Raw genomic sequence first — 22,443 nt, 5'->3', positions numbered from 1 at the left:
GCTGGGGTGCGGGGGGTGGGTGGGGCGGCCTGGCCGGGGCGTAGGGCGTTTCGGCGGTGTCCGGTATGCGGACAGTGGAGGTGGTCGCGGACCCCGTGTCTGCTTTACTTGCAGGCATGACCACGACGAGCAGCCGCATCCTTGCGACCGAGGCGACCATGACGCCCGGTGCTCGTTGTATGTGTCGAATGTGCGCCTTCTGAGGGCCCCCGCACCACCCCCAGAGCCTCGCGCCCCGAAGCGAGGCAGCCGCGCCCTGGCCGTACCGCGTACGTGACCGGGCCGCCCCGCGCACACGTTTCTCCCTCCGGTTCCCTCGCCACAGCGAGAACCGTGCCGCGATCCCGACCGCATGCACCCGTGCCCGGCGCACACCCACGCCCCGCACTCGACAGTGACGGAAACCCCAGTGATCACGACAACGGGCCTCACGAAGGTCTACCGCTCGCGCGGCCGCGAGGTCACCGCCCTCGACGGCGTCGACCTGCACGTCCGCGAAGGCGAGGTGTACGGCGTCATCGGCCAGTCCGGCGCCGGCAAGTCCTCCCTCGTCCGCTGCGTCAACCTCCTGGAGCGTCCGACCGCCGGCACCGTGACCGTGGCCGGGCAGGACCTCACCGCCCTGGCCGGCCGCGGCCCCCGGGCCGGCCGGGAGCTGCGCAAGGCGCGCAGCCGCATCGGGATGGTCTTCCAGCACTTCAACCTGCTGTCCTCGCGCACCGTCCAGGACAACGTCGAGCTGCCGCTGGAGATCCTCGGCGTCTCCGGCGGACAGCGCTCCCGCAAGGCGCGCGAGCTGCTCGACCTGGTCGGCCTCTCCGACAAGGCCAAGTCCTACCCGGCCCAGCTCTCCGGCGGCCAGAAGCAGCGCGTCGGCATCGCCCGTGCCCTGGCCGGCGACCCGAAGGTGCTGCTCTCCGACGAGGCGACCAGCGCCCTGGACCCGGAGACCACCCGCTCCATCCTCCAGCTCCTGCGCGACCTCAACCGCCAGCTCGGCCTGACCGTCCTGCTCATCACGCACGAGATGGACGTCGTCAAGAGCGTCTGCGACTCGGCCGCGCTCATGGAGAACGGCCGGATCGTCGAATCCGGCACGGTCGGCGAACTGCTCGCGACGCCCGGCTCCGAGCTCGCCTCGGCGCTGTTCCCGGTCTCCGGCGACGCCTCCGGCGAGGACCGCACCGTCGTCGACGTCACCTTCCACGGCGAGGCCGCGACGCGACCCGTCATCTCGCAGCTCTCGCGCACGTACAACATCGACATCTCGATCCTCGGCGCCGCCATGGACACCGTCGCGGGCAAGCAGGTCGGCCGGATGCGCATCGAGCTGCCGGGCCGCTACGAGGACAACGTCGTGCCGATCGGCTTCCTGCGCGAGCGCGGCCTGCAGATCGACGTACTGGGCCACGCGCCCGCCCTGGTGAAGGAAGGTACGAAGTGACCTGGTCGGAGATGCAGCCGCTGCTGTCCCAGGCGTGTTGGGACACGCTCTACATGGTGGGCTGGTCCACGCTCATCGCCATCGTCGGCGGACTGCCGCTCGGTGTCCTGCTGGTCCTCACCGACCGCGGCGGACTGCTCCAGAACGTCCTGGCGAACAGAGTCATCGGGCAGGTCGTGAACATCGCCCGCTCGATGCCGTTCATCATCCTGATGGTCGCGCTGATGAGCTTCACCCGCACCATCACCGGCACGACCATCGGCCGCGAGGCCGCCATCGTGCCGCTCGCGGTCGGGGCGATCCCGTTCTACGCCCGCCTGGTCGAGATGTCCGTGCGCGAGGTCGACCACGGTCTCGTCGAGGCCGTGCAGTCGATGGGCGGCAGCACCTGGAAGACCGTACGCAGCGTGCTGGTGCCCGAGGCCCTGCCGTCGCTGATATCCGGCGCCACGACGACGATCGTCGCGCTGATCGGCTACTCGGCCATGGCGGGCACCGTCGGCGCCGGCGGCCTCGGCGACATCGCCATCCGCTACGGCTACCAGCGCTTCGAGACCGGCCTGATGTGGATCACCGTGGCCATCCTGGCCGTCGTCATCTCGGTGCTCCAGTTCGGCGGCGACCTCGCCGCCCGCTCGCTGCACCGCAGGGCGGCGAGGACCGGTCCGCTGCTGCTCTTCCGCCCGCTCAGGGGCGGCGCGCCCGGCACGGCCGGGACTCACTCGGCCGGGACCGGCACGGCCGGGACCGACACGGTCAAGCCCGGCACCGTGGCGGCCGATGCCGTCAGGAAGGGCTGACGCCCGCAAGGACGCCCGTCCCCCCGATCTCCCCGTCCCACCCGACGACGGGGCCGCTTCACCAAGGAAAGGCACTTTTCGTGCGTAACGCCGCCAAGATCACCACCGCCGTCCTCGCCGCCGGAGCCCTCACCCTCGGGCTCAGCGCCTGCGGCTCCGACAAGGACTCCGGCTCCGACACCAGCGGCCCGCTGGTCGTCGCCGCGAGCCCCGTCCCGCACGCCGAGATCCTCAACTACGTCAAGGACAACCTGGCGAAGGACGCCGGGCTCGACCTCGAGGTCAAGGAGTTCACCGACTACGTCACGCCGAACACGGCGACCGAGGACGGGTCCGTGGACGCCAACTACTTCCAGAACCAGCCCTACCTCGACGACTTCAACAAGAAGAAGGGCACCCACATCGTGCCCGTCGTCACGGTGCACCTGGAGCCGCTCGGCCTGTACTCGCACACGATCAAGAAGGTCGACGACCTCAAGAGCGGGGCGACGGTGGCCGTCCCGAACGACACGGTCAACGAGGCGCGGGCGCTCAAGCTCCTCGACGCCAACGGGATCATCACGCTCAAGGACGGCGCGGGCAACGACGCGACGCCCAAGGACATCGCGAAGAACCCGAAGAACCTCGAGTTCAAGGAGCTGGAGGCGGCCCAGACCCCGCGCTCCCTGGACGACGTCGACGCCGCGGTGATCAACGGCAACTACGCCATCGAGTCCGACCTCAAGCCGTCCAAGGACGCCCTGGTCCTCGAGTCCGCCAAGGACAACCCCTACGGCAACTTCCTCGCCGTGAAGGAGGGCAACGAGGACGACCCGCGCGTGAAGAAGCTGGCCAAGCTCCTCACCTCGGACAAGGTGAAGAAGTTCATCGAGGACAAGTACGCCGGCTCCGTCATCGCGTCCTTCTGACCCACGCCTCCGCGAACGGCGGGGACCGGCCACGCCGGCCGGCCCGCCGGTCACCGCACGGGGTCCACTCCTCACCGGGAGTGGACCCCGTGGTGCGGCGGCATGCTTTCATGCTGCATGCTGGGCAGTTCAGCAGGCCCGACGATTTCCGAAGGCCCGAAGGTTTCCGAAGGTTACGGAGCGGCGCATGACGAGCACCTTCCCCGGCATCTCCATCAGCACGGAGCGATTGGTGCTGCGCCCGCTCGAAGAGGACGACGTCCCCGCCCTGGCCGAGATGATGAACGACGAACTGGTCGCGGCCTGGACATCGGTGCCGCAGCCGTTCGGCGAGACCGGCGCCCGCCGCTGGATCACCGAGTACGCGCCCGCCCAACGCGCCGCGGGCCGCGGCCTCGACCTGGCCGTCACCGAGTTCCTCACCCAGCGCCTGGTCGGCGTCGTGCAGCTCGGCAAGACCAACTGGCACGTGCGCTCCACCGAGCTGTCGTACATCATCGCGCCCTGGGCCCGAGGCGAGGGCTACGCCTCAGAAGCGGCCCTCGCGACCGCCCAATGGCTGTTCCGCGACCAGAAGTTCGAACGCATCGAGCTGCGCACCGCGGCCGCCAACACCGCCTCCCAGCAGGTCGCCCAGAAGATCGGCTGTATCAGCGAGGGCGTCCTGCGCAACGCCTGCATAGCGCGCACCCGCACCGAGGACGGCACCTGGGCCGAGATCCGCACCGACTTCATCGTGTGGAGCCTGCTGCCCGAGGACCTTGAGGGAGTCGCGGAGGATCTCGCCGACTCGGGTTTCACCTCGTACTCGGACTGGAACTGAACCCTCGTACCGAACCGGCACCGAGCCCTCGTACCCGGCCCGGCACCGAACCCCGTACAAGGACCGGAACCGAACCCCGTACCAGGACCGGAACCGGCCCCACGTACCCGGACCCCTCCCGTACCAGGAGCGGAACCGGAGCCGCGGGACCGCTCCCACGGCGCGGTACCCGGCGCGGCGCCGCCCGGCCCCACCAGGTACCCTCACCAAGCCCGCCCCCGGGCGTACCCCTGCCGAGCTGCGAGAACCCTGGAGACTGACGACGATGGCCGACCGGGTCACGGTGATCGGCTGGGACGGCTCGCCGCTGACCGCCGCGGCGCGCTCCGCCCTCGGCGCCGCCACGCTGGTGGCCGGCGCCGGACACCACCTGGCACTGCCCGAGGTACCGGCCGGCGCCGAACGCATCCGCCTCGGCAGCGTCGCCCTCGCCGCCCGCCGCATCGCGGGACACCGCGGCACCGCCGTCGTCCTCGCCGACGGCGACCCCGGCTTCTTCGGAGTGGTCCGCACCCTGCGCGCCCCCGAGTTCGGCCTCGAGGTCGAGGTCGTCCCGGCCGTCTCCTCGGTCGCCGCCGCCTTCGCCCGCGCCGGTATGCCCTGGGACGACGCACACGTGGTCGTCGCACACCCCCGCTCGCTGCGACGCGCGGTGAATGTGTGCCGAGCCCACACCAAGGTCGCCGTACTCACCTCACCGGGCGCGGGCCCCGCGGAACTCGGGCTGCTCCTCGAAGGAGTGCACCGCACCTTCGTCATCTGCGAGGAACTCGGCACCAAACGCGAACAGGTCACCGTCGTCACCTCCGACAAGGCCGCCGACCACACCTGGCGCGACCCCAACGTCGTCATCGTCATCGGCGGCTTCATGGCCGCGGCCGAGGGCGGCGGCTGGATCGCCGGACGCGAGCCCGCCGGCCCCCGGGGCTGGGCGCTGCCCGCCGAGGCGTACGGCGGCACGGTCGGCGAGGGCGAGACGGAGCTGCTGCGCGCGGCCCAACTCGCCCGCCTCGGACCCCGCGTGGGCGACCTCGTCTGGGACATCGGCTGCGGCAGCGGCGCCTTCGCCACGGACGCCGCGCGCGGCGGCGCCGCCGTCATCGCGGTCGACCGCGACCAGGGGTACTGCGCCCGCACCGAGGACGCCGCCCGCCGCTTCGGCGTCCAGCTGCACGTCGTGCACGGCATCGCCCCGCACGTCCTGGAGAACCTCCCCGAACCCGACGTCGTACGCGTCGGCGGCGGGGGAGCGGCAGTGGTCTCCGCCGTCGCCGACCGCCGCCCGCAGCGCATCGTCACGCACGCCGCCACCCGCGACGCGGCCGAACTCGTCGGCCGGAATCTGACCGAACACGGTTACCTCGTCGAGTGCGCCCTCCTGCAGTCCGTCGAACTCGACACCAGGGCCTGGACGGAGACGGAGCGGAGCGTCGCGTTCCTGCTCACCGGGGTCCTCCCGGACCGCGCCCCGTGATCTGTTTGTCCTACCGCGCGGGGTAGGCTGGCCGATCGTTGTACCGCACCCGGCTGCCCGGCGCTTCGTCGGCCAATGTCCGGAAAACGCCACCCGTTTGAGGTGGGTGTGGTACGGCGGGACCGGAGGACGCGCAACGTGGCGCAGTCCACAGTGGGCCGTCGCGGATCAAGCTGTCGCGACGGCGGGACGACCGCGACAATGCCAGTTAATGGCTTTGTCTGCTTTGCGGGCGGGTCGTTCGTGCCGCTCGGCACGCACGCTCGTTCTTCATGGCGGGGCGGTCGGTGCGCCGTTCCGGCGAGCTGGTCGTAGGAGCACTAACCGATGGGCGAGGGGTACGCATGACCGACACCGGCCAGGTCCCGGGCGAGGGGCTGCCGGAGAACGCAGGCATGGTGGAGCAGCCGGGCGCCCCCGCTGCGTACGCCTACCTCGAACCCTCCGAGACCCCCGCCGAGGACGACGATCTGCTGCTCATGCCGGGTGCCCAGGGTGCCTGGGGCAACGAGGTGGCGCCGCCGCCCCCGGTGCCCGCGGCCCATGAGCCGGGACCGCACGAGACGGGCGGCCGGGACACCGGCTCGGTCGACGTCGGCGCCGTCCGCACGCCGCCGCCCGCACCCGCGCCCGCCCCGCAGCCGGTGGCGCCGCGCCGCCCGCTGCACCTCGGCCCGCCGACCCCGGACGGCTCGTCGAGCCCGGTGCGCTCGCTCGCGGACCGCGGCCCGGCCGGTGCCCCGGCACCCGTACGGCAGCCGACTCCTCCGGCGCCCGCGCCCGAGTACCTCGACGGCCCCCAGCTCGCCGACCTGCCGCAGCAGGGCGCGCCCTGGGGCGCCGCCCCGCAGCCCGGCGCCGCGCCGTCGGCCGCCGCTCCCCTCCCCGCCGACCAGGCCGGTACGCCCGTCGAGTTCGGACCCGGCGCCGAGGCGTCCGCGCTCCAGGAGCCCGCGCCCGCGCCCGCGCAGCCGTCGCAGGACGCGGTCGCTCCCGTGACCCCCGAAGCCGCGCCCGCGCCCGCTGCCGTACCGCCCGTGCAGGCCGTCGCCGACGCGATTCCGCAGCCGTACGAGGGCGCCCCGGACCCCAACGCCTGGGACGGCTCGCTCGACGGATCCTTGGACGGTTCGCTGGACGGCTCGGTGCAGGGGCCGCTGGAGGGTTCTCCGGCCGCGCCTGCCGCGCCTGCCGCGCCGGTCGTGGAACCGCACGCCGGTGTCCCCGGCCAGGACGTCGCGCAGCCCGCGCCCGAGCCTGTGCCCGCGCAGGACCAGCAGCCGGAGCAGCAGCCGGAGCAGCAGTCGGAGCAGGCGGTCGAACCCGTGCTCGCGCCGGAAGGACAGGTCCTCCCGGAGTTCCAGTCCGTTCCGGACCCCCAGGGCCCGCGGCTCGCCGAGGACCCGGCGGTCCCGGCCGCCGAGACCCCGCCCCCGGTGGACGAGGCGCAGGTCCCGGCCGCCGACGAGCCGGAGGAGCCGCTGGTCCAGCAGCAGGCGGAGCCTGAGCACGCGGAACCGCAGTACGCCGAGCCGCAGTACGCGGAGCAGCAGTTTCCTGAGGCTGCGGTACCCGAGGCCGTAGCCTCCGACGAACTCGGCGAGGGCGCCCAGGAGTTCCATGAGCTCCACGAGTTCCAGGGTGTCCCGGTCGCCGTCGGCGTTCCGGCCGGCGGAGCGCACGCCGTCATGGGACAGGCGCAGGGCGCACCGCAGCCCGCCGACCCGGCCCTCGGCCAGTTCGTGCCCGTCGAGGGCTCGGTGCCGACCGCGCCGCATCTGGCCCCGACCCCCGCACCCGTACCGGACCTCCCGGAGGCACCGGAGCAGCAGCAGGCACAGGACCAGCAGGCGCAGGCAGAACCGGACGAGCAGCCCGAGGCACAGGCACACGCTCCGGCCGCCGTCGAGCCGGAGGTCCAGGCCCCCGCCGCCGTGCCCGGCGAGGCGGCCCCGGAACCGGTCGTGGCGCCCCCGGCACCCGAGGCCGAGGCCGACGCCGACCCGGAGCCCGAGGCGGAGCCTGAGATCCAAGCCGCAGCCGCAGCCGCGCCTGCGCCCGCGCCCGCGGTCGAAACCGCCCCCGATGCCGAGCAGTCCGTCGCCCCGGCGGCCGAGGCCCCGATCGCGGAGGTCCCCGAGACCCCTGAGGTTCCCGAGACCCCCGAAATCTTCGAGGCCCCCGCGACCCCCGAGCCCGTCGTACCGGCGGCCGGGGAGCAGGCCACCGTGCCCGCCCCCCGCGCGGGTGAGCCCGCCGTCGCTCCGGAGCCCGTCGCCCCGGAACCCGTAGTCGCACAGCAGGCGGAGGACCTGGCCCCCATCGAGGGCTCGGCCGCCGACGAGGAAGAGAGCACGGCCCCCGTGGAAGACGTCCGAGAGTCCACCGGTCCGGCCGCTCCCGGTTACGAGGACGCCGAGCGCGAGGCCGTCCTGCGGGTGATGCGCGAGCGCCGCGACATCCGCAACGGCTTCCGCTCCGACCCCATCCCGCACGACGTGCTGCTGCGCGTCCTGGAGGCCGCCCACACCGCGCCCAGCGTCGGCCACTCCCAGCCCTGGGACTTCGTGGTCATCCGCTCCGCCGACACCCGGCGGGCGATGCACGAACTGGCGGCGCGCCAGCGCGAGGCGTACGCCAAATCGCTGCCCAAGGGCCGGGCCAAGCAGTTCAAGGAACTGAAGATCGAGGCCATCCTCGACACCCCGGTCAACATCGTGGTCACCGCAGATCCGACCCGTGGCGGCCGGCACACCCTGGGCCGGCACACCCAGCCGCAGATGGCCCCGTACTCCTCCGCGCTCGCGGTCGAGAACCTGTGGCTCGCGGCGCGCGCCGAGGGCCTGGGCGTCGGCTGGGTCAGCTTCTTCGACGAGCGCGAGATGGTCCGCGCCCTCGGCCTGCCCGAGCACCTGGAGGTCGTGGCGTACCTGTGCGTGGGCTACGTCGACGAGTTCCCGGACGAGCCCGAGCTGATGCAGGCCGGCTGGTCCAAGCGCCGCCCGCTGTCGTGGGTCGTGCACGAGGAGACGTACGGCCGCCGGGCGCTGCCCGGTGAGGAGCCGCACGATCTGCTCGCCGAGACCGTCTCCAACATCCGGCCGCTGGACGCCAAGGCGCTCGGCGAGGCGTGGGAGCGGCAGAAGCGGATGACGAAGCCGGCGGGCGCGCTCGGCATGCTGGAGATCATTTCCGCGCAGCTCTCCGGTCTGTCCCGGCAGTGCCCGCCGCCGATCCCGGAGCCCGCGGCCGTCGCCATCTTCGCGGGCGACCACGGAGTGCACGCCCAGGGCGTCACCCCCTGGCCGCAGGAGGTCACGGCCCAGATGGTGGCCAACTTCCTGGGCGGCGGCGCGGTGTGCAACGCCTTCGCCAACCAGGTGGGCGCCGAGGTCTGCGTCGTCGACGTGGGCGTGGCCTCCGACCTGCCCGCGACGCCCGGTCTGCTGCCGCGCAAGATCCGCGCCGGCACGTCCGACATGACCACCGGTCCCGCGATGACCCGCGAGGAGGCCAAGGCGGCCATCGAGGTGGGCATCGAGACGGCCCGTGACCTGGTGGCGGCGGGGAACAAGGCGCTGCTCACCGGCGAGATGGGCATCGCCAACACCACCGCGTCGGCGGCCCTGATCTCGGTCTTCACCGGCACCGACCCCGGCGAGGTGACCGGCCGCGGCACGGGCATCAACGACGAGACGCTGGCCCGCAAGACCGAGGTCGTGCGCCGCGCGCTCGAGGTGCACCAGCCGGACCCGGCCGACCCCATCGGGGTGCTCGCCGCGATCGGCGGTTTCGAACACGCTGCGATGGTCGGCCTGTTGCTGGGCGGCGCGTCCCTGCGTACGCCGGTCGTCCTCGACGGCGTCAGCGCCGGTGCCGCCGCCCTGGTGGCCCGCGCGATCGCCCCCGAGGTGCTGGCCGCGTGCATCGCGGGCCACCGCAGCGCCGAGCCCGGCCACGTGGCCGCCCTGAACAAGCTGGGCCTGCGCCCGCTGGTCGACCTGGACCTCCGGCTCGGCGAGGGCACGGGCGCCCTGCTGGCCCTGCCGGTGGTGCAGAGCGCGGCCCGGGCCATGCACGAGGTGGCGACCTTCGACTCCGCGGGAGTAACTGAGAAGTAGCGGTTCCGCGGTACCACCCGGCCGTCCGCACCCCGGGACCGGCCGGGTGACACCGGACCGTCCGCACCCCGGGACCGGCAGGGTGACACCGCGAACCGGACCGTCCGCACCCCGGGACCGGCAGGGTGACACCGCGAACCGGACCGTCCGCACCCCGGGACCGGCCGGGTGACACCGCGAACCGGACCGTCCGCACCCCGGGACCGGCCGGGTGACACCGCGCTCCGGCCCGGCAGCACCGCGCACCGGGCCGGAGGCAGGCGCGGGCCCAGTGCGGGTTCGGTGCGAGTCCGGTGCGAGCCTGGGGTGACACATCCCGACCCGCCCGGCCACCGCACCCGCCCGCACTCTAAAATCCGCACAGATGCGCACGTCAAGGGCCGCTCCAGCGCCGCAGGGGCCCGTTCCGCTGCCGCAGGGGCCCCGTCCCCACCGCCCCGCACGAGGAGCCGTACCGCCATGGCCGAACACCCCGCCTACCCCGTAGGCCTCCGCCTCGCCGGCCGCCGCGTGGTCGTCCTCGGCGGCGGCCAGGTCGCCCAGCGCCGGCTGCCCGCGCTGATCGCGGCGGGCGCTGACGTCCGTCTGGTGTCGCCGTCCGCCACCCCCTCCGTGGAGGCCATGGCGGACGCCGGCGAGATCAGCTGGACCCGGCGCCCGTACGAGGACGGCGACCTCGCCGACGCCTGGTACGCCCTGATCGCCACCGGCGACGTCGAGGCGAACGCGCGAGCCTCCGCCGAGGCCGAGGCGCACCGCGTCTGGTGCGTCCGCGCCGACGACGCCGACGCGGCCACCGCCTGGACGCCCGCCACCGGACACAGCGAGGGCGTCACCGTCGCCGTGCTCACCACCAGGGCGCAGGGCCGCGACCCCCGGCACACCGCCGCCATCCGCGACGCGGTGGTCGAGGGCCTGCGGGACGGCACCCTGGTGGCGCCGCACCACCGCACCCGCACCCCGGGCGTCGCCCTGGTCGGCGGCGGCCCCGGCGACCCCGACCTGATCACGGTGCGCGGCCGGCGGCTGCTCGCCGAGGCCGACGTGGTCATCGCCGACCGCCTCGGCCCGCGCGACCTGCTCGCCGAGCTGCCGCCGCACGTCGAGGTGATCGACGCGGCGAAGATCCCGTACGGCCGTTACATGGCCCAGGAGGCCATCAACAACGCGCTGATCGAGCACGCGAAGCAGGGCAAGTCGGTGGTCAGGCTCAAGGGCGGCGATCCCTTCGTCTTCGGCCGCGGCATGGAGGAGGCGCAGGCGCTCGCCGAGGCGGGCATCGCCTGCACGGTCGTGCCCGGCATCTCCAGCTCGATCTCGGTGCCCGGCGCCGCGGGCATCCCGGTCACGCACCGCGGGGTCGCCCACGAGTTCACCGTGGTCAGCGGCCATGTCGCCCCCGACGACGCGCGCTCGCTCGTCGACTGGCCGGCGCTCGCGAAGCTGCGCGGCACCCTGGTCGTGCTGATGGGCGTGGACAAGATCGGCGCCATCGCCCGTACGCTCATGGACCACGGCCGACCGGGCGGCACCCCGGTCGCCCTGGTCCAGGAGGGCACCACCGCCGCCCAGCGCCGCGTCGACGCGACCCTCGCGACGGTCGCCGACACCGTACGCGCCGAGGACGTCAGGCCCCCGGCCGTCATCGTCATCGGCGACGTGGTGGAGGTGGGCCCGCGGGGGTCCGCGCAGGCGGCCCCGGAGTCTTCCGAGTAACCGCGGGTAACCCGACCCGTTCCCAGCCGTTGGCACCACACCCAGGACAAGGCAGTATCACCCTGTGGCCGATCTCATCACCGTTGACGACCCCGACGACCCGCGCCTGCGCGACTACACGGGCCTGACCGACGTCGAGCTGCGCCGCAAGCGCGAACCCGCCGAGGGCCTGTTCATCGCCGAGGGCGAGAAGGTCATCCGGCGGGCCAAGGAGGCCGGCTACGAGATGCGCTCGATGCTGCTCTCCGCCAAGTGGGTCGACGTCATGCGCGACGTCATCGACGAACTCCCGGCCCCGGTGTACGCGGTAAGCCCGGAACTCGCCGAGCAGGTCACCGGCTACCACGTGCACCGCGGGGCGCTCGCCTCCATGCAGCGCAAGCCGCTGCCGACGGCGGCCGACCTGCTGCGGACCGCGCGCCGCGTCGTCGTCATGGAGTCGGTCAACGACCACACCAACATCGGCGCGATCTTCCGCTCGGCCGCCGCCCTCGGCATGGACGCGGTCCTGCTCTCGCCGGACTGCGCCGACCCGCTCTACCGCCGCTCCGTGAAGGTCTCCATGGGCGCGGTCTTCTCGGTGCCCTACGCACGGCTCGACTCCTGGCCCCGGAGCCTTGAATCGGTCCGCGAGGCGGGCTTCACGCTGCTGGCGCTCACCCCCGACGAGAAGGCCAAGACCCTCGACGAGACCGCGCCGCACCGGATGGACCGGGTCGCCCTGATGCTGGGAGCGGAGGGCGAGGGCCTGTCCACCCGGGCCCTGGTGGCCGCCGACGAATGGGTCCGCATCCCGATGGCCCACGGCGTCGACTCGCTCAACGTGGGCGCCGCCGCCGCGGTCGCCTTCTACGCGGTGGCGACGGGCCGCCCGCAGCTCTGACCACGAGGCCCGCCGAAACAGCCGTTCCGGCTACTGCGGCGCCGCGGACCGCCCGCCGGACTCGCCGCCGGCCGTCCCCCCGTACGACTGCCCCTGCTGTACGTCCTTGCGGACGCCCCCGTCGTCGAGGCCGCGCGACGGGCCCTGGCAGCCCTGGGCCGCCGCGATGCCCAGCGCCACCAGCAGCGTCACCACGACGAACACGATCAGCCGCTGGCGCAGCAGCCGGGGATTGGCGGGGCGGCGCCCGGTCTTGGTGGTGCGGGAGGCCGGACGTCCGGCGCCACTGCGCGGCGCGGGGCGGCCACCGGAGCGGGTGGTGTTGCGGGGCGGCGTCGGCCGCGCACCCGACCGGGAGCCGCCGCCCGTCCGCGCCCCGCCGCCGGTACGGGACCCGCCACCCGTACGGGGTGCCCCGCCGCCTTGAGAGCGCGGACCGCTGCCCTGGGAGCCCTGCGTGCCCTGGGTGTGCTGCGGACGCCGCTGGGTCCGCTGTTCCGCGTACTGCTCGGCGAGCCGTCCGCTCGGCCGGTCCGGATCGTTGCGCGGCGCCGGCGGCCGCACGTCCGCGAGCCCCTGCGCCTCACGGGCCGCGATCTCCTTCAGCCGCAGCGACAGTTGCAGCGTGCTGGGCCGTTCCTCGGGATCCTTCGCCAGACAGGCCCGTACGAGCGGGGCCAGCGCGTCCGGGACGCCGTGGAGGTGGGCCTCCTCGTGCACCACCCGGTACAGCATGACCTCGGAACTGCCGTGCCCGAAGGGCGAGTCGGCGGTCGCCGCGTACGCCAGGGTGGCGCCCAGCGAGAACACGTCGGTGGCCGGGGTGACGGCGGCGCCGCGCACCTGCTCGGGGGCGAGGAAGCCGGGCGACCCGACGGCCGTACCGACGTGGGTGAGCGTGGAGGCCCCCGTCGCCCAGGCGATCCCGAAGTCGATGATCCGGGGACCCTTGGGGGACAGCAGGATGTTGGACGGCTTCAGGTCGCGGTGCACCACCCCGGCCTCGTGCACGGCGACGAGCCCCTCGGAGAGCGCGGCACCGACCGCCGCCACGTCGGCCGCGCCGAGCGGACCCTCCTCGGCGACCTTGTCGTGCAGCGAGGGACCTGGCACGTACTGGGTGGCGAACCACGGCCGGTCCGCCTCCAGATCGGCCGCGACGAGCCGGGCCGTGCAGCCGCCTCTGATCCGCCGGGCCGCGGAGACCTCCCGCGCGAACCGCGACCGGAACTCCTGATCCTCCGCCAGATCGGGCCTGATCACCTTCAGGGCGACCCGCTGACCACGCCGGTCGGAGCCCAGGTAGACCACACCCATACCGCCCGCGCCGAGCCGTCGGTGAAGCCTGAACGAGCCGACGACACGCGGGTCCTCGCGCCTCAGGCGCATCATCGCCATGTCCATCCCCGCTGCCCGGTCCGTTTGACGAGCCACAGCTTACGTTTCCACGGCCGGGTGCGCGCATAGGCCGCGCCCTCGCGGGCCGATCGATTGTCAGTGCCAGGTGGGAAACTTGAGAGGTGGTCAGGGATCGGGCCGACAGGTCAGCTGCCGGCGGCCTGTGATCCCAACCATCCGTCGCGGAAGGGGGATTGGACCCGTGAAGGGTGACCGAGTCGAGATAGTCGTGGACGCCGGGGACACGACGCGTACGTACGAGGTGGTGGCCAGCAGAGCCGGCCGCAGGGTGGAGACAGCCGTCCGCCGAGGTGTGGTGGAAGTGAGCGAAGTCACCCGAAGTGGATCAGTGGTGCGCACCGCCCGCTTCATGGCGAACCGGGTTCTGGCACTGGTGGAACAGCCGGTGCCGCGCGAGGACAGTTCGGAACAGTAGCCGCACTCCGGGCGTCCCCTCGGGGGAGACCCTGAGACCCGCGGCCGCGTCTCCACCCAGAGGAGTACGCCGCAGGTCATGGCTCATCCTCCGGGAGGCCCGCCAATCAGTACGAAGGCATGACGACCCGCCTGGGCCCCGCGCCTAGATTTGAGGTCAAGCGGCGGGTGCAGCACTCGTCCCCCGAGGTCAAGCACCCGCCGCTGCCACACATCGAGCGAAGAAGAGTTCGGTCAGGAGAGGGACCATGGCCCACACGGCACAGCGGACACAGCTCCGCACGCAGGGACGCAGGGCGTACGGCGTCGCGTTCGGCACCCGCCGTACGGGCCGGCGCCACCCCTTGGTGGCGGCGGCGATGGTCCTTCCTCTGGCGGCCCTGCTGGTGGTCGCCTTCGGCGGCTGGGAGGCAGTGGTCACACAAGCGTCGTCCGTGGGCGTGATGCTGGGGCGCTGAGCGGCGCCCCAGGCCCGGAAGAGCGGTCCGGGCGGGGACATCCGGCCATGAAACCCCGTGGGGACGGGGGTGCGGCGGACGGCACATATGCCCGCGCAGCTGGGGAGCTGCGCGGGCATTGCCTTGCCCGCCCGCACCGCGACCGAGCGCGCGTTCCCTGTGGAGGAGCGCCCGGCGGCCGTCTTGCGCTGGGAGCACGACCGCCCTGGCCGGGGACGCCGCGCCCTCACGTACGCTCACCACTCGACCGAACGCGTACGGGCCGTGTCGAGCCCGTCCCGGACCACACCCCAGGGGGAGGGACCCGTGACCGCGGACGCCCTGTCCGTACTGCCCGCCCTGACCGCCGAGGCCCGGGCGACCGCCCACGGCGGGGACGGTTTCCGGAGCGGGATCCGTGCCGGTACCGACACCGAGGGCCGTGGGGGGACCGACACCAGTACTCGCGCGGGGACCGACACCGGTACCCGCGGCGGGACCGACACCGGTACCCGCGGCGGGACCGACACCGGTACCCGCGGCGGGACCGACACCGGTACCCGCGGCGGGGCCGACGCCGGGGCCTGTGCCGGTGCGGACACCGGGACTCGTGCTGGTGCGGACACCGGGACTCGTGCTGGTGCGGACACCGGGACTCGTGCTGGTGCGGACACCGTGACCCGTGCCGGGACCGACACCGGTACCCGTGCCGCCGTCGTGTCCGGCGGTAGTACCGGGTGCGGGCACCGCGACGCCGTGCTCGCCGACCGGCGGGACGGTACTGTCGTCCGGCACGGCGACACCGTGGGCAAGGCCCACGAGGCGGGCAGCGACCGCGGCGCGCTCGCCCGGCGGCTGGCTGTCGCCGCGGACCCCGCCCTCGCCGGCGTCCTCCTGCCCCCGCTGCGCCCCGACCCCGTCGAACTGCACGGCCACCCGGTGACCTTCTGGCCGTACGGCAGCCCCGTGGACCCGCTGGACCCGGACGCCGCCCCCTGGGAGGAGGCCGCCGTCCTGCTGGCCCGCCTGCACCGGGCGCCCGTACCGGACGGGCTGCCGCCGATGCGCGGCCCGGCCAAGGCGGCCCGGGCCGTCGCGCGGCTCCGCGCGGCCGGCCCCCACCCGGCCGCCGCCCCCGTACTGCGCGCCTGGGCAGGCCTGCCGCCCTGGGCGCGCGCCGAGGCCCCGATGCCGGAGCGGCCCGGCCGGCCCGCCCGGCTCTGCCACGGCGACCTCCACCTCGGCCAGCTCGTGCGCCACCCCGCGGCGACCGGCCCCTGGCTGCTCATCGACGTGGACGATCTCGGCGCCGGAGTCCCCGCCTGGGACCTGGCCCGCCCGGCCGCCTGGTACGCCTGCGGCCTGCTGCCCCCGGACGAGTGGCACCGCTTCCTCACCGCCTACCAGCGGGCGGGCGGCCCGGCCGTGCCCCCGGACGGCGACCCCTGGCCCGCCCTGGACGTGCCGGCCCGCGCCCTCACCGTGCAGACCGCGGCGCTGGCGATCGCCAAGTCGGCGGCGGCGGACCGTCCGCTGGACGAGGTCCAGCAGGCCGTGGTCGACGCCTGCGCCCGAATGCCCGCCGTCCCGCCGGAGTTGGCCGCGGACGGCGCGAAGTAGGCTGCAACCGACGGCGGCCGGACAGTGTCTGTGCTGGCGTAAAACGAAGCAGCACCGACGGCGAGGAGTTGAGCCGAGCATGCAGTGTCCGAAGTGCCACGCGCCCATGCACACGTACAACCGCAATGGCGTCCAGATCGAGCAGTGCAGTGGCTGCCGCGGGATATTCCTCGACTACGGCGAGCTGGAGTCGCTGACCCGCCTGGAGTCCCAGTGGTCGCAGCCCGCGCCACCGCCCCCGGCCGCCCCGCAGGCCTACCCGGCCGCTCCCGCCCCGGCCTGGGGCGCCCCGCACGGTGGCCACGGCGGTCACTACGGCCACGGCGGCCACCACCGGCACAAGAGCTTCGGCCACATGCTCTTCTCGTCCTGAGGTGCACGACGAAGCCCCCGGCCGTACGAGACGGCCGGGGGCTTCGGCTGGTGCGCGATACTGGGATTGAACCAGTGACCTCTTCCGTGTCAGGGAAGCGCTCTCCCGCTGAGCTAATCGCGCAGGTCGCGAGGCCAGAGCCACGCTCACTACAGGTACTGCGGGTGCTGCGTGCGCGATACTGGGATTGAACCAGTGACCTCTTCCGTGTCAGGGAAGCGCTCTCCCGCTGAGCTAATCGCGCGGGTACGGATCTTCGGAAGATCCAGTGGACGATACTGGGATTGAACCAGTGACCTCTTCCGTGTCAGGGAAGCGCTCTCCCGCTGAGCTAATCGTCCTTGGAGGTGGAGACGGGATTTGAACCCGTGTAGACGGCTTTGCAGGCCGTTGCCTCGCCTCTCGGCCACTCCACCAGGAGTGCGGCGGTCCACGAGGACCACCGCTTCCAGCGAGCGGACGACCAGGTTCGAACTGGCGACCTCAACCTTGGCAAGGTTGCGCTCTACCAACTGAGCTACGTCCGCTTGTCGGTTCCGGCCCGCTTGCGCGTCCCGGCGACGTGTTGAACTCTAGCGGATTCCGGGGCCAGTACAAAAACGCGTTTGTGCAGCGTGCTGCGGTGCGTCCGCGCCCGGACACGGCCGGGCCACCCGCAGGTCACCCGCCATAGACTCGACCATGTGCACGACCTCCCTGCTCTGGCCCGGTTCGGCGGCCTCGTCGCGACCGGTCTCGCCGACGTCACCCACGACCCCGGAGCCCTGGACTCCAGAGGCTTCTGGGCGGTCTGCGCCGACTTCGAGGGCCGGCTCGTCTGCGCCCGGTTCGACCACGTACGGGCCGAGCCCGTGCCCGCCCCGGTTCCCGGCGGCTGGCGCGGCCCCGCGGCCGGTGACTGGGTGTCCTCCCTCGACCGCGCCGCGTACACCGCGGGCGTCCGCCGCATCCGCGAGCACATCGCGGCCGGCGAGGTCTACCAGGCGAACCTCTGCCGCGTCCTCTCGGCGTCCGTCGCCCCCGACGCCGACGTGGACGCGCTGACCGCCCTCCTCGCCCGCGGCAACCCTGCCCCGTACGCCGGGACGGTCCGGCTGCCCGGGCACGGCGTGGAGGTGGCCACCGCCTCGCCCGAGCTGTTCCTGCGCCGCGTCGGACGAACGGTCGAGTCGGGGCCGATCAAGGGCACCGGACGCACGGAGGCCGATCTCCAGGAGAAGGACCACACGGAGAACGTGATGATCGTGGACCTGGTCCGCAACGACATCGGCCGGGTCTGCGTCCCCGGCACCGTGACCGTGCCCGACCTCTGCGCCGTCGAGAAGCACCCCGGACTCGTCCACCTCGTCTCCACCGTCCGCGGCGAGTTGCGCGCGGACGCGGGCTGGCCGGAGCTGCTGGCCGCCGCCTTCCCGCCGGGCTCGGTCACCGGCGCCCCCAAGTCCAGCGCGCTCCGGATCATCGACGCCCTGGAGACCGCGCCCCGCGGCCCGTACTGCGGCGGGATCGGCTGGGTCGACGCCGACCGCGGCACCGCGGAGCTCGCCGTCGGCATACGTACGTTCTGGCTCGACCGGGCCGCCGGGGCGCTGCGCTTCGGCACGGGAGCCGGCATCACCTGGGGCTCGGACCCGGACCGGGAGTGGCAGGAGACCGAGCTGAAGGCGTCCCGGCTGCTCGGGGTAGCGTCGGGCGCGTAACAGGCGAGTGGAGGGACCCTGACGTGAAGATCTGGCTCGACGGCGCGCTCCAGGACATGGAGTCCGCCCGTGTCTCCGTCCTCGACCACGGGCTGACCGTGGGCGACGGCATCTTCGAGACCGTGAAGACGGTCGGCGGGCGGCCGTTCGCCCTCACCCGGCACCTCGACCGGCTCGCCCGCTCGGCGCGCGGTCTGGGGCTGCCCGAGCCCGACCTCGACGAGGTACGGCGGGCCTGCGCCGCGGTCGTCGACGCGGGCCCCGTGCCGCTGGGCCGGCTGCGGATCACGTACACCGGAGGCCACGGGCCGCTCGGCTCCGACCGGGGGGAGTACGGGCCGACCCTGGTCGTCGCGCTGGGCGAGGTCACCCCGCGCCCCGACGCCACGGCCGTCGTCACGGTGCCCTGGACGCGCAACGAGCGCGGCGCCCTGGCCGGCCTCAAGACGACCTCGTACGCGGAGAACGTGATGGCGCTCGCCCGCGCGCGCGAACAGGGCGCCACCGAGGCGCTGTTCGCGAACACCGTGGGGCGGCTGTGTGAGGGCACCGGGTCGAACGTCTTCGTCGTCCTCGACGGCGAGATCCACACCCCGCCGGTCGCCTCCGGCTGCCTGGCCGGCATCACCCGCGCCCTGACCGTCGAGTGGACCGGCGCCCGGGAGACCGACCTGCCGCTGGACGTCCTCGGGCGCGCCGAGGAGGTCTTCCTGACGTCCACGCTGCGCGATGTACAGGGTGTGCACCGGGTCGACGGGCGGGAACTGCCCGGGGCGCCGGGGCCGGTGACCGCCAAGGCGATGCAGATCTTCCGCGAGCGGGCCGGGGACGACCTCGATCCGTGAGGGATGGGACGGGGGGGCGGGGAGCCGACCGGGGAGGCGGCAGGAGGCACGGGTCACGGCGGGGCGCGTGACCGTCAAATCCGGATGACGGGTGGGCCACGGGCGGGTACAACACCCGTGATGACCACGACTCTGCGGCCGACCGAGCCGCTTCAGAACGCCGCCGACGGCACGCGTTCGCGCCATTACCAGGTGTGCGTGAACAGCCGTCCCGTGGGCGGCATACGCCTCAGCACCCACCCCGTCTTCGGGTCCTCCGTGGCCCGGCTCACCGACCTGCGCATCGAGGAACCGGACCGCGGGCGCGGGCGGGGCACGGTCGCCGCGCTGGCCGCCGAGGAGGTGGCGCGCGGCTGGGGGTGCCGCCGGATCGAGGTGTCCGTGTCCGCCGACGCCGAGGCCGCGCTGCGGCTGACGCGCGCCCTGGGGTACGTGCTCCGCAACCGTGGCATGGAGAAGCCGCTCGGCCCCACCCCGCCCGGACTGCCCGCCGGCAGCTCGGGCCGGCCCATGACCGAGGCCGAGTTCGTCCCCTGGGAGGAGCAGGGCCGGGAGAGCTACGCGCAGACCTGGATGGAGCGCGGCGTGCCCGAGGCGCAGGCACGCGAGAAGGCGCGGCGGGACCATGAACAGCTCCTCGGGCGCGGGACGGCGAGCGAGAACATGCTGTTCAGCGTCCTGGAGAACGAGGGCGTCCCGGTCGGGACGCTGTGGCTGGCCCTCCAGGAGGAGCGCGCCTTCGTCTTCGACGTCGTGGTCGACGCCGCCCACCGGGGCCGGGGGCACGGCCGTACGCTGATGCTGCTGGGCGAGGCGCAGGCGGTGGCCGCGGGCAGGCCCGCCATCGCCCTCAACGTCTTCGCCGACAACGCTCCGGCCGAGCGGCTCTACGAGTCGCTGGGGTACCGGACCACCTCGTACCACTTCTCCAAGCAGCTGGCCTAGGGGCTGGGGCAGGGTGCTGGGGGCGCTTTGGGCCGCTCTGATTACGCGCCCTGCTCCGACTGACTACGCGCCCTGCCCCGACTGACTACGCGCCCTGCTCCGACAGCAGGCGGTCGGCGATCTGCTCGATGCGTTCGCGCAGGCCCTGCTGGCTCTTGCTCCCGTCCAGGCGCTCCCCGCCGATGACGTACGTCGGGGTGCCGGTGACGCCGATGGCCTTGCCCTCGGCCTGGTCCGTGTCGACGACCAGGATGTGCCGGCCGTCGATCAGCGCGGTGTCGAACTCGTCGGCTTCCAGGCCGAGTTCGCGGGCCACCTCGACCAGGAAGGGTTCTCCCGTACGGTCCAGCTCCTCGACCCGCTCGAGCACGGCTTCGACGTACGGCCACGCCCGGCCCTGGACCGCGGCCTCCTCGGCGGCCTGCGCGGCGGCGAAGGAGTGCTTGTGCTTCTCCAGCGGGAAGTGCCGGAGCTGGAGCTCCAGGCGGTCGCCGTAGCGGGCGCGCAGGGCGCGCAGGTCGTCCAGGGCAGTGCGGCAGTCGGGGCACTGGAGCTCGCACCAGACGTCCAGTACGGGTGCGGCGGGGCGGGCGGGGGAGGCGTCGTTCATGGTCGACAGTCTTCCAGCCCCGGCGCCGGCGGCCCAACCGGGACCCGGGGGCGATCGGGGGCGTCGGGGAGCGCTTCGGGGCGGCACCTGGGGAGGAGGGCGACCCGGAGATGTCCCTGAGGTCTGCCGGGGGCATGGCATGGCGGCTGGGGGACGGTGCAGGATGGAAGGGACGAAAGCGCCCGTGCTCGACCGAATCCCGTCCGGAGGACCGGATGATTGCCGAAACCGTCTGTTCCGCCGTGTCCGCGGCCGGGCTGGGCATCGCCGTGGTCACCGCGTACCGCAGGCGTTTCCTCGCGGCCGCCCGTGTCGCCGCCTACTCGCTGGTGCCCGTCGGGCTGGTGATGACCGGCGTCGTCGGCTGGGCGGCGGACACCGCCTTCAGTCCGGCCGCCTGGGCCGGCTTCGGGGTGCTCGGCGCCGCCTGGCTGCTGTTCATGACCACGCGTGCCCTGGAGCGGCGCGGTGGTGGCACGCGCAAGGAGCGCAAGGCGGCGGCCAGGGCCGCCCGGCGGGAGGCGGTGGCTCCGGCCGCGTCGGCGCCCTCGCTCGGTCAGGGCTCGACGCCCGCCGTGCGGCCCGCCGCCGCGCCGAAGGCCGGCCCCTCCGCCGCGGACGACTTCAGTGACATCGAGGCGATCCTCAAGAAGCACGGCATATGAACCGGGACGACCCCCTCGGACCGGGTGCGGCCGGAAGTGATCAGGTGTGCCCGCGGAAGTGATCATGTCCGTTAATGTGGCTCGGGGACATACGTGAACTCCCGGCCATTCCGGGCGTGTTGATCGCAGACAAGGTGCCGGGTACGTCATCATCGCGGCGAGATGGCGGACACAACACAGAGCGACACCGGCGCCCCTTCCGAGGAGCGACGCGGATGTCTCTTCGCGCTCTCCCAGCCCCCGCTGATGATCTTCCTGGCGGTGATTGGCTGTCTGCTGCTCATGGCTGCGTTGCACGACCTGCTGTTGCTGTGAGCCGTACACGGAGCCCCTGGCGTCACCCGTCGCGGGCTCCGTAGCCAGCAGGTTTGGCTTCACGTTTGGCTTCAGAATCGGGGCTGGATTTGGGTTTGGGTTTGGGGCTGCGGGTGGGGCTGGGTTCGGTTTCGGCTGCGGCTTCGGTTTTCTTGCGGGGGCCGGCAGTCAGCCGGCCGCTTCGGCTTCCTTGCGTCGTGCGCGGTAGGCCGCCACGTGCAGGCGGTTGCCGCAGGTGCGGCTGTCGCAGTAGCGGCGGGAGCGGTTGCGGGAGAGGTCGACGAAGGCGCGCCGGCAGTCCGGTGCCTCGCAGCGGCGTAGCCGTTCCTGTTCACCGGCGACCACGAAGAACGCCAGCGCCATGCCGCAGTCGGCCGCCAGGTGGTCGGCGAGTGAGGCGCCGGGCGCGAAATAGTGGACGTGCCAGTCGTAGCCGTCGTGGTCGGTGAGCCTGGGTGTGGTGCCCGCTCCTGCGACCAGGTCGTTGATGAGGGTGGCGGCGGTGTGCGCGTCGGCTGCCGCGAAGACGCCGGAGAATCGGTTGCGGACCGCGCGTACGGCTGTGAGGTCGGCGTCCGACAGGGCGCCTACGTCGCTGACCTCGTGGCCCTGGACGAAGCTTTCGAGCGCGGCGAGGTCCGGGAGCCGCTCGGGTACGTCGTCGTCCGGTGCGGTGTTCACCAGATCCACCACGGTGTCCAGTGCGCACCGGGTGTCGTGGGTGATCAGCACGTTTCGCTCCCTGGACTGGAGGTCGGGCGGGCGCCCGCCGATGCTGGCCGAGCCTAGCGGTTTCGTCGTGCGTGCCGGTTCGGGGTGGGGCGGTCGTGGCGCCTCCGGTTCGGGGTGGGGCGGTCGTGGCGCCTCCGGTTCGGGGTGGGGCGGTCGTGGCGCCTCCGGTCCGGGGTGGGGCGGTCGTGGCGCCTCCGGT

General features: G+C 73.3%; 20 protein-coding genes and 5 tRNA genes. 17 read left to right on the top strand and 8 right to left on the bottom strand.

Going from position 1 to position 22,443, the window contains the following annotated elements; genetic code table 11:
* The first annotated feature begins 409 nt into the window (after positions 1 to 409).
* The 8 genes from ACFV6E_RS06150 to ACFV6E_RS06115 all read left to right on the top strand — a co-directional run bounded on the left by ACFV6E_RS06150 (position 410) and on the right by ACFV6E_RS06115 (position 12,169).
* Positions 410 to 1,444 (top strand): methionine ABC transporter ATP-binding protein, encoded by a 1,035-nt coding sequence (locus ACFV6E_RS06150; RefSeq protein WP_385459642.1) that lies wholly within the window; start codon positions 410 to 412, stop codon positions 1,442 to 1,444.
* Positions 1,441 to 2,244: a methionine ABC transporter permease gene (locus tag ACFV6E_RS06145; protein ID WP_385459640.1), complete on the top strand. Its 804-nt coding sequence runs from the start codon at positions 1,441 to 1,443 to the stop codon at positions 2,242 to 2,244. Before ACFV6E_RS06150 ends, ACFV6E_RS06145 begins: the two co-directional genes overlap by 4 nt.
* An 80-nt stretch (positions 2,245 to 2,324) precedes the next feature.
* Positions 2,325 to 3,152, top strand: a complete 828-nt coding sequence (locus tag ACFV6E_RS06140) for a MetQ/NlpA family ABC transporter substrate-binding protein (protein ID WP_385169544.1) — start codon at positions 2,325 to 2,327, stop codon at positions 3,150 to 3,152.
* 187 nt (positions 3,153 to 3,339) lie between these two features.
* Positions 3,340 to 3,975, top strand: a complete 636-nt coding sequence (locus ACFV6E_RS06135) for a GNAT family N-acetyltransferase (protein ID WP_385169541.1) — start codon at positions 3,340 to 3,342, stop codon at positions 3,973 to 3,975.
* Between the two features lie 265 nt (positions 3,976 to 4,240).
* Positions 4,241 to 5,449 (top strand): precorrin-6y C5,15-methyltransferase (decarboxylating) subunit CbiE, encoded by a 1,209-nt coding sequence (gene cbiE, locus ACFV6E_RS06130; RefSeq protein WP_385169537.1) that lies wholly within the window; start codon positions 4,241 to 4,243, stop codon positions 5,447 to 5,449.
* 344 nt (positions 5,450 to 5,793) lie between these two features.
* The gene (cobT, locus tag ACFV6E_RS06125; protein ID WP_385459639.1) at positions 5,794 to 9,570 is read left to right on the top strand and encodes a nicotinate-nucleotide--dimethylbenzimidazole phosphoribosyltransferase; all 3,777 of its coding nucleotides are present in this window, start codon (positions 5,794 to 5,796) and stop codon (positions 9,568 to 9,570) included.
* Positions 9,571 to 10,029: 459 nt separating this feature from the next.
* Positions 10,030 to 11,286 (top strand): uroporphyrinogen-III C-methyltransferase, encoded by a 1,257-nt coding sequence (gene cobA, locus ACFV6E_RS06120; protein ID WP_385459637.1) that lies wholly within the window; start codon positions 10,030 to 10,032, stop codon positions 11,284 to 11,286.
* Positions 11,287 to 11,350: 64 nt separating this feature from the next.
* Positions 11,351 to 12,169 carry a TrmH family RNA methyltransferase gene (locus ACFV6E_RS06115; RefSeq protein ID WP_385169530.1) on the top strand — a complete coding sequence of 273 codons (819 nt, stop codon included), beginning with the start codon at positions 11,351 to 11,353 and terminating at the stop codon, positions 12,167 to 12,169.
* Between the two features lie 30 nt (positions 12,170 to 12,199).
* On the opposite strand, the gene ACFV6E_RS06110 is transcribed toward ACFV6E_RS06115, so the two are convergent.
* Complete coding sequence (locus ACFV6E_RS06110) at positions 12,200 to 13,573, bottom strand: serine/threonine-protein kinase (RefSeq protein ID WP_385459773.1); 1,374 nt, start codon at positions 13,571 to 13,573, stop codon at positions 12,200 to 12,202.
* Between the two features lie 196 nt (positions 13,574 to 13,769).
* Here ACFV6E_RS06110 and ACFV6E_RS06105 point away from each other — a divergent pair, with 196 nt between their 5' ends.
* The 4 genes from ACFV6E_RS06105 to ACFV6E_RS06090 all read left to right on the top strand — a co-directional run bounded on the left by ACFV6E_RS06105 (position 13,770) and on the right by ACFV6E_RS06090 (position 16,432).
* On the top strand, positions 13,770 to 14,003 hold the full coding sequence (locus ACFV6E_RS06105; RefSeq protein ID WP_385169527.1) for a hypothetical protein: 234 nt from the start codon (positions 13,770 to 13,772) through the stop codon (positions 14,001 to 14,003).
* Positions 14,004 to 14,250: 247 nt separating this feature from the next.
* Positions 14,251 to 14,460, top strand: a complete 210-nt coding sequence (locus ACFV6E_RS06100; RefSeq protein ID WP_385169525.1) for a hypothetical protein — start codon at positions 14,251 to 14,253, stop codon at positions 14,458 to 14,460.
* 696 nt (positions 14,461 to 15,156) lie between these two features.
* Positions 15,157 to 16,059, top strand: coding sequence for an aminoglycoside phosphotransferase family protein (locus ACFV6E_RS06095; protein ID WP_385459771.1), 903 nt, complete (start codon positions 15,157 to 15,159; stop codon positions 16,057 to 16,059).
* A gap of 79 nt (positions 16,060 to 16,138) precedes the next feature.
* On the top strand, positions 16,139 to 16,432 hold the full coding sequence (locus ACFV6E_RS06090; protein WP_385169523.1) for a zf-TFIIB domain-containing protein: 294 nt from the start codon (positions 16,139 to 16,141) through the stop codon (positions 16,430 to 16,432).
* 48 nt (positions 16,433 to 16,480) lie between these two features.
* Here the strand turns inward: ACFV6E_RS06090 and ACFV6E_RS06085 are convergent.
* The 5 genes from ACFV6E_RS06085 to ACFV6E_RS06065 all read right to left on the bottom strand — a co-directional run bounded on the left by ACFV6E_RS06085 (position 16,481) and on the right by ACFV6E_RS06065 (position 16,959).
* Positions 16,481 to 16,555: transfer RNA gene (locus ACFV6E_RS06085), tRNA-Val, on the bottom strand.
* Positions 16,556 to 16,604: 49 nt separating this feature from the next.
* A tRNA-Val gene (locus tag ACFV6E_RS06080) sits at positions 16,605 to 16,676 on the bottom strand.
* A gap of 25 nt (positions 16,677 to 16,701) precedes the next feature.
* Positions 16,702 to 16,773 (bottom strand) — tRNA-Val (locus tag ACFV6E_RS06075).
* 1 nt (position 16,774) lies between these two features.
* Positions 16,775 to 16,848: transfer RNA gene (locus tag ACFV6E_RS06070), tRNA-Cys, on the bottom strand.
* Positions 16,849 to 16,886: 38 nt separating this feature from the next.
* Positions 16,887 to 16,959 (bottom strand) — tRNA-Gly (locus ACFV6E_RS06065).
* A 156-nt stretch (positions 16,960 to 17,115) separates the two neighbouring features.
* Between ACFV6E_RS06065 and ACFV6E_RS06060 the strand changes: the two genes are divergently transcribed.
* From ACFV6E_RS06060 to ACFV6E_RS06050, 3 genes are all read left to right on the top strand, one after another.
* Positions 17,116 to 18,132, top strand: coding sequence for a chorismate-binding protein (locus ACFV6E_RS06060; protein WP_385169520.1), 1,017 nt, complete (start codon positions 17,116 to 17,118; stop codon positions 18,130 to 18,132).
* 23 nt (positions 18,133 to 18,155) lie between these two features.
* Positions 18,156 to 18,977: an aminotransferase class IV gene (locus ACFV6E_RS06055; protein WP_385169518.1), complete on the top strand. Its 822-nt coding sequence runs from the start codon at positions 18,156 to 18,158 to the stop codon at positions 18,975 to 18,977.
* A gap of 120 nt (positions 18,978 to 19,097) precedes the next feature.
* The gene (locus tag ACFV6E_RS06050; protein WP_385459635.1) at positions 19,098 to 19,922 is read left to right on the top strand and encodes a GNAT family N-acetyltransferase; all 825 of its coding nucleotides are present in this window, start codon (positions 19,098 to 19,100) and stop codon (positions 19,920 to 19,922) included.
* Between the two features lie 85 nt (positions 19,923 to 20,007).
* Here the strand turns inward: ACFV6E_RS06050 and ACFV6E_RS06045 are convergent, their stop codons facing one another.
* Positions 20,008 to 20,532 (bottom strand): DsbA family protein, encoded by a 525-nt coding sequence (locus tag ACFV6E_RS06045; RefSeq protein ID WP_385459633.1) that lies wholly within the window; start codon positions 20,530 to 20,532, stop codon positions 20,008 to 20,010.
* A gap of 215 nt (positions 20,533 to 20,747) precedes the next feature.
* Here ACFV6E_RS06045 and ACFV6E_RS06040 point away from each other — a divergent pair, with 215 nt between their 5' ends.
* Positions 20,748 to 21,197: a hypothetical protein gene (locus ACFV6E_RS06040; RefSeq protein ID WP_385169511.1), complete on the top strand. Its 450-nt coding sequence runs from the start codon at positions 20,748 to 20,750 to the stop codon at positions 21,195 to 21,197.
* A 162-nt stretch (positions 21,198 to 21,359) separates the two neighbouring features.
* Complete coding sequence (locus tag ACFV6E_RS06035) at positions 21,360 to 21,512, top strand: hypothetical protein (RefSeq protein ID WP_385169509.1); 153 nt, start codon at positions 21,360 to 21,362, stop codon at positions 21,510 to 21,512.
* A 168-nt stretch (positions 21,513 to 21,680) separates the two neighbouring features.
* Here the strand turns inward: ACFV6E_RS06035 and ACFV6E_RS06030 are convergent, their stop codons facing one another.
* Positions 21,681 to 22,244: a CGNR zinc finger domain-containing protein gene (locus ACFV6E_RS06030; protein WP_385169506.1), complete on the bottom strand. Its 564-nt coding sequence runs from the start codon at positions 22,242 to 22,244 to the stop codon at positions 21,681 to 21,683.
* Between the last annotated feature and the right edge of the window lie 199 nt (positions 22,245 to 22,443).

This window comes from Streptomyces sp. NPDC059785, assembly GCF_042732375.1.
Taxonomy (GTDB): domain Bacteria; phylum Actinomycetota; class Actinomycetes; order Streptomycetales; family Streptomycetaceae; genus Streptomyces.
This window is presented reverse-complemented; position numbering and strand designations above follow the sequence as displayed.

Excerpts from the sequence above, each read along its gene's own strand:
- ACFV6E_RS06135 (WP_385169541.1), top strand. The coding sequence starts at position 3,340 with ATGACGAGCACCTTCCCCGGCATCTCCATCAGCACGGAGCGATTGGTG.
- cbiE (WP_385169537.1), top strand. The coding sequence starts at position 4,241 with ATGGCCGACCGGGTCACGGTGATCGGCTGGGACGGCTCGCCGCTGACC.
- cobT (WP_385459639.1), top strand. The coding sequence starts at position 5,794 with ATGACCGACACCGGCCAGGTCCCGGGCGAGGGGCTGCCGGAGAACGCA.
- cobA (WP_385459637.1), top strand. The coding sequence starts at position 10,030 with ATGGCCGAACACCCCGCCTACCCCGTAGGCCTCCGCCTCGCCGGCCGC.
- ACFV6E_RS06110 (WP_385459773.1), bottom strand. The coding sequence starts at position 13,573 with ATGGACATGGCGATGATGCGCCTGAGGCGCGAGGACCCGCGTGTCGTC.
- ACFV6E_RS06100 (WP_385169525.1), top strand. The coding sequence starts at position 14,251 with ATGGCCCACACGGCACAGCGGACACAGCTCCGCACGCAGGGACGCAGG.
- ACFV6E_RS06090 (WP_385169523.1), top strand. The coding sequence starts at position 16,139 with ATGCAGTGTCCGAAGTGCCACGCGCCCATGCACACGTACAACCGCAAT.
- ACFV6E_RS06050 (WP_385459635.1), top strand. The coding sequence starts at position 19,098 with ATGACCACGACTCTGCGGCCGACCGAGCCGCTTCAGAACGCCGCCGAC.
- ACFV6E_RS06045 (WP_385459633.1), bottom strand. The coding sequence starts at position 20,532 with ATGAACGACGCCTCCCCCGCCCGCCCCGCCGCACCCGTACTGGACGTC.
- ACFV6E_RS06040 (WP_385169511.1), top strand. The coding sequence starts at position 20,748 with ATGATTGCCGAAACCGTCTGTTCCGCCGTGTCCGCGGCCGGGCTGGGC.
- ACFV6E_RS06035 (WP_385169509.1), top strand. The coding sequence starts at position 21,360 with ATGGCGGACACAACACAGAGCGACACCGGCGCCCCTTCCGAGGAGCGA.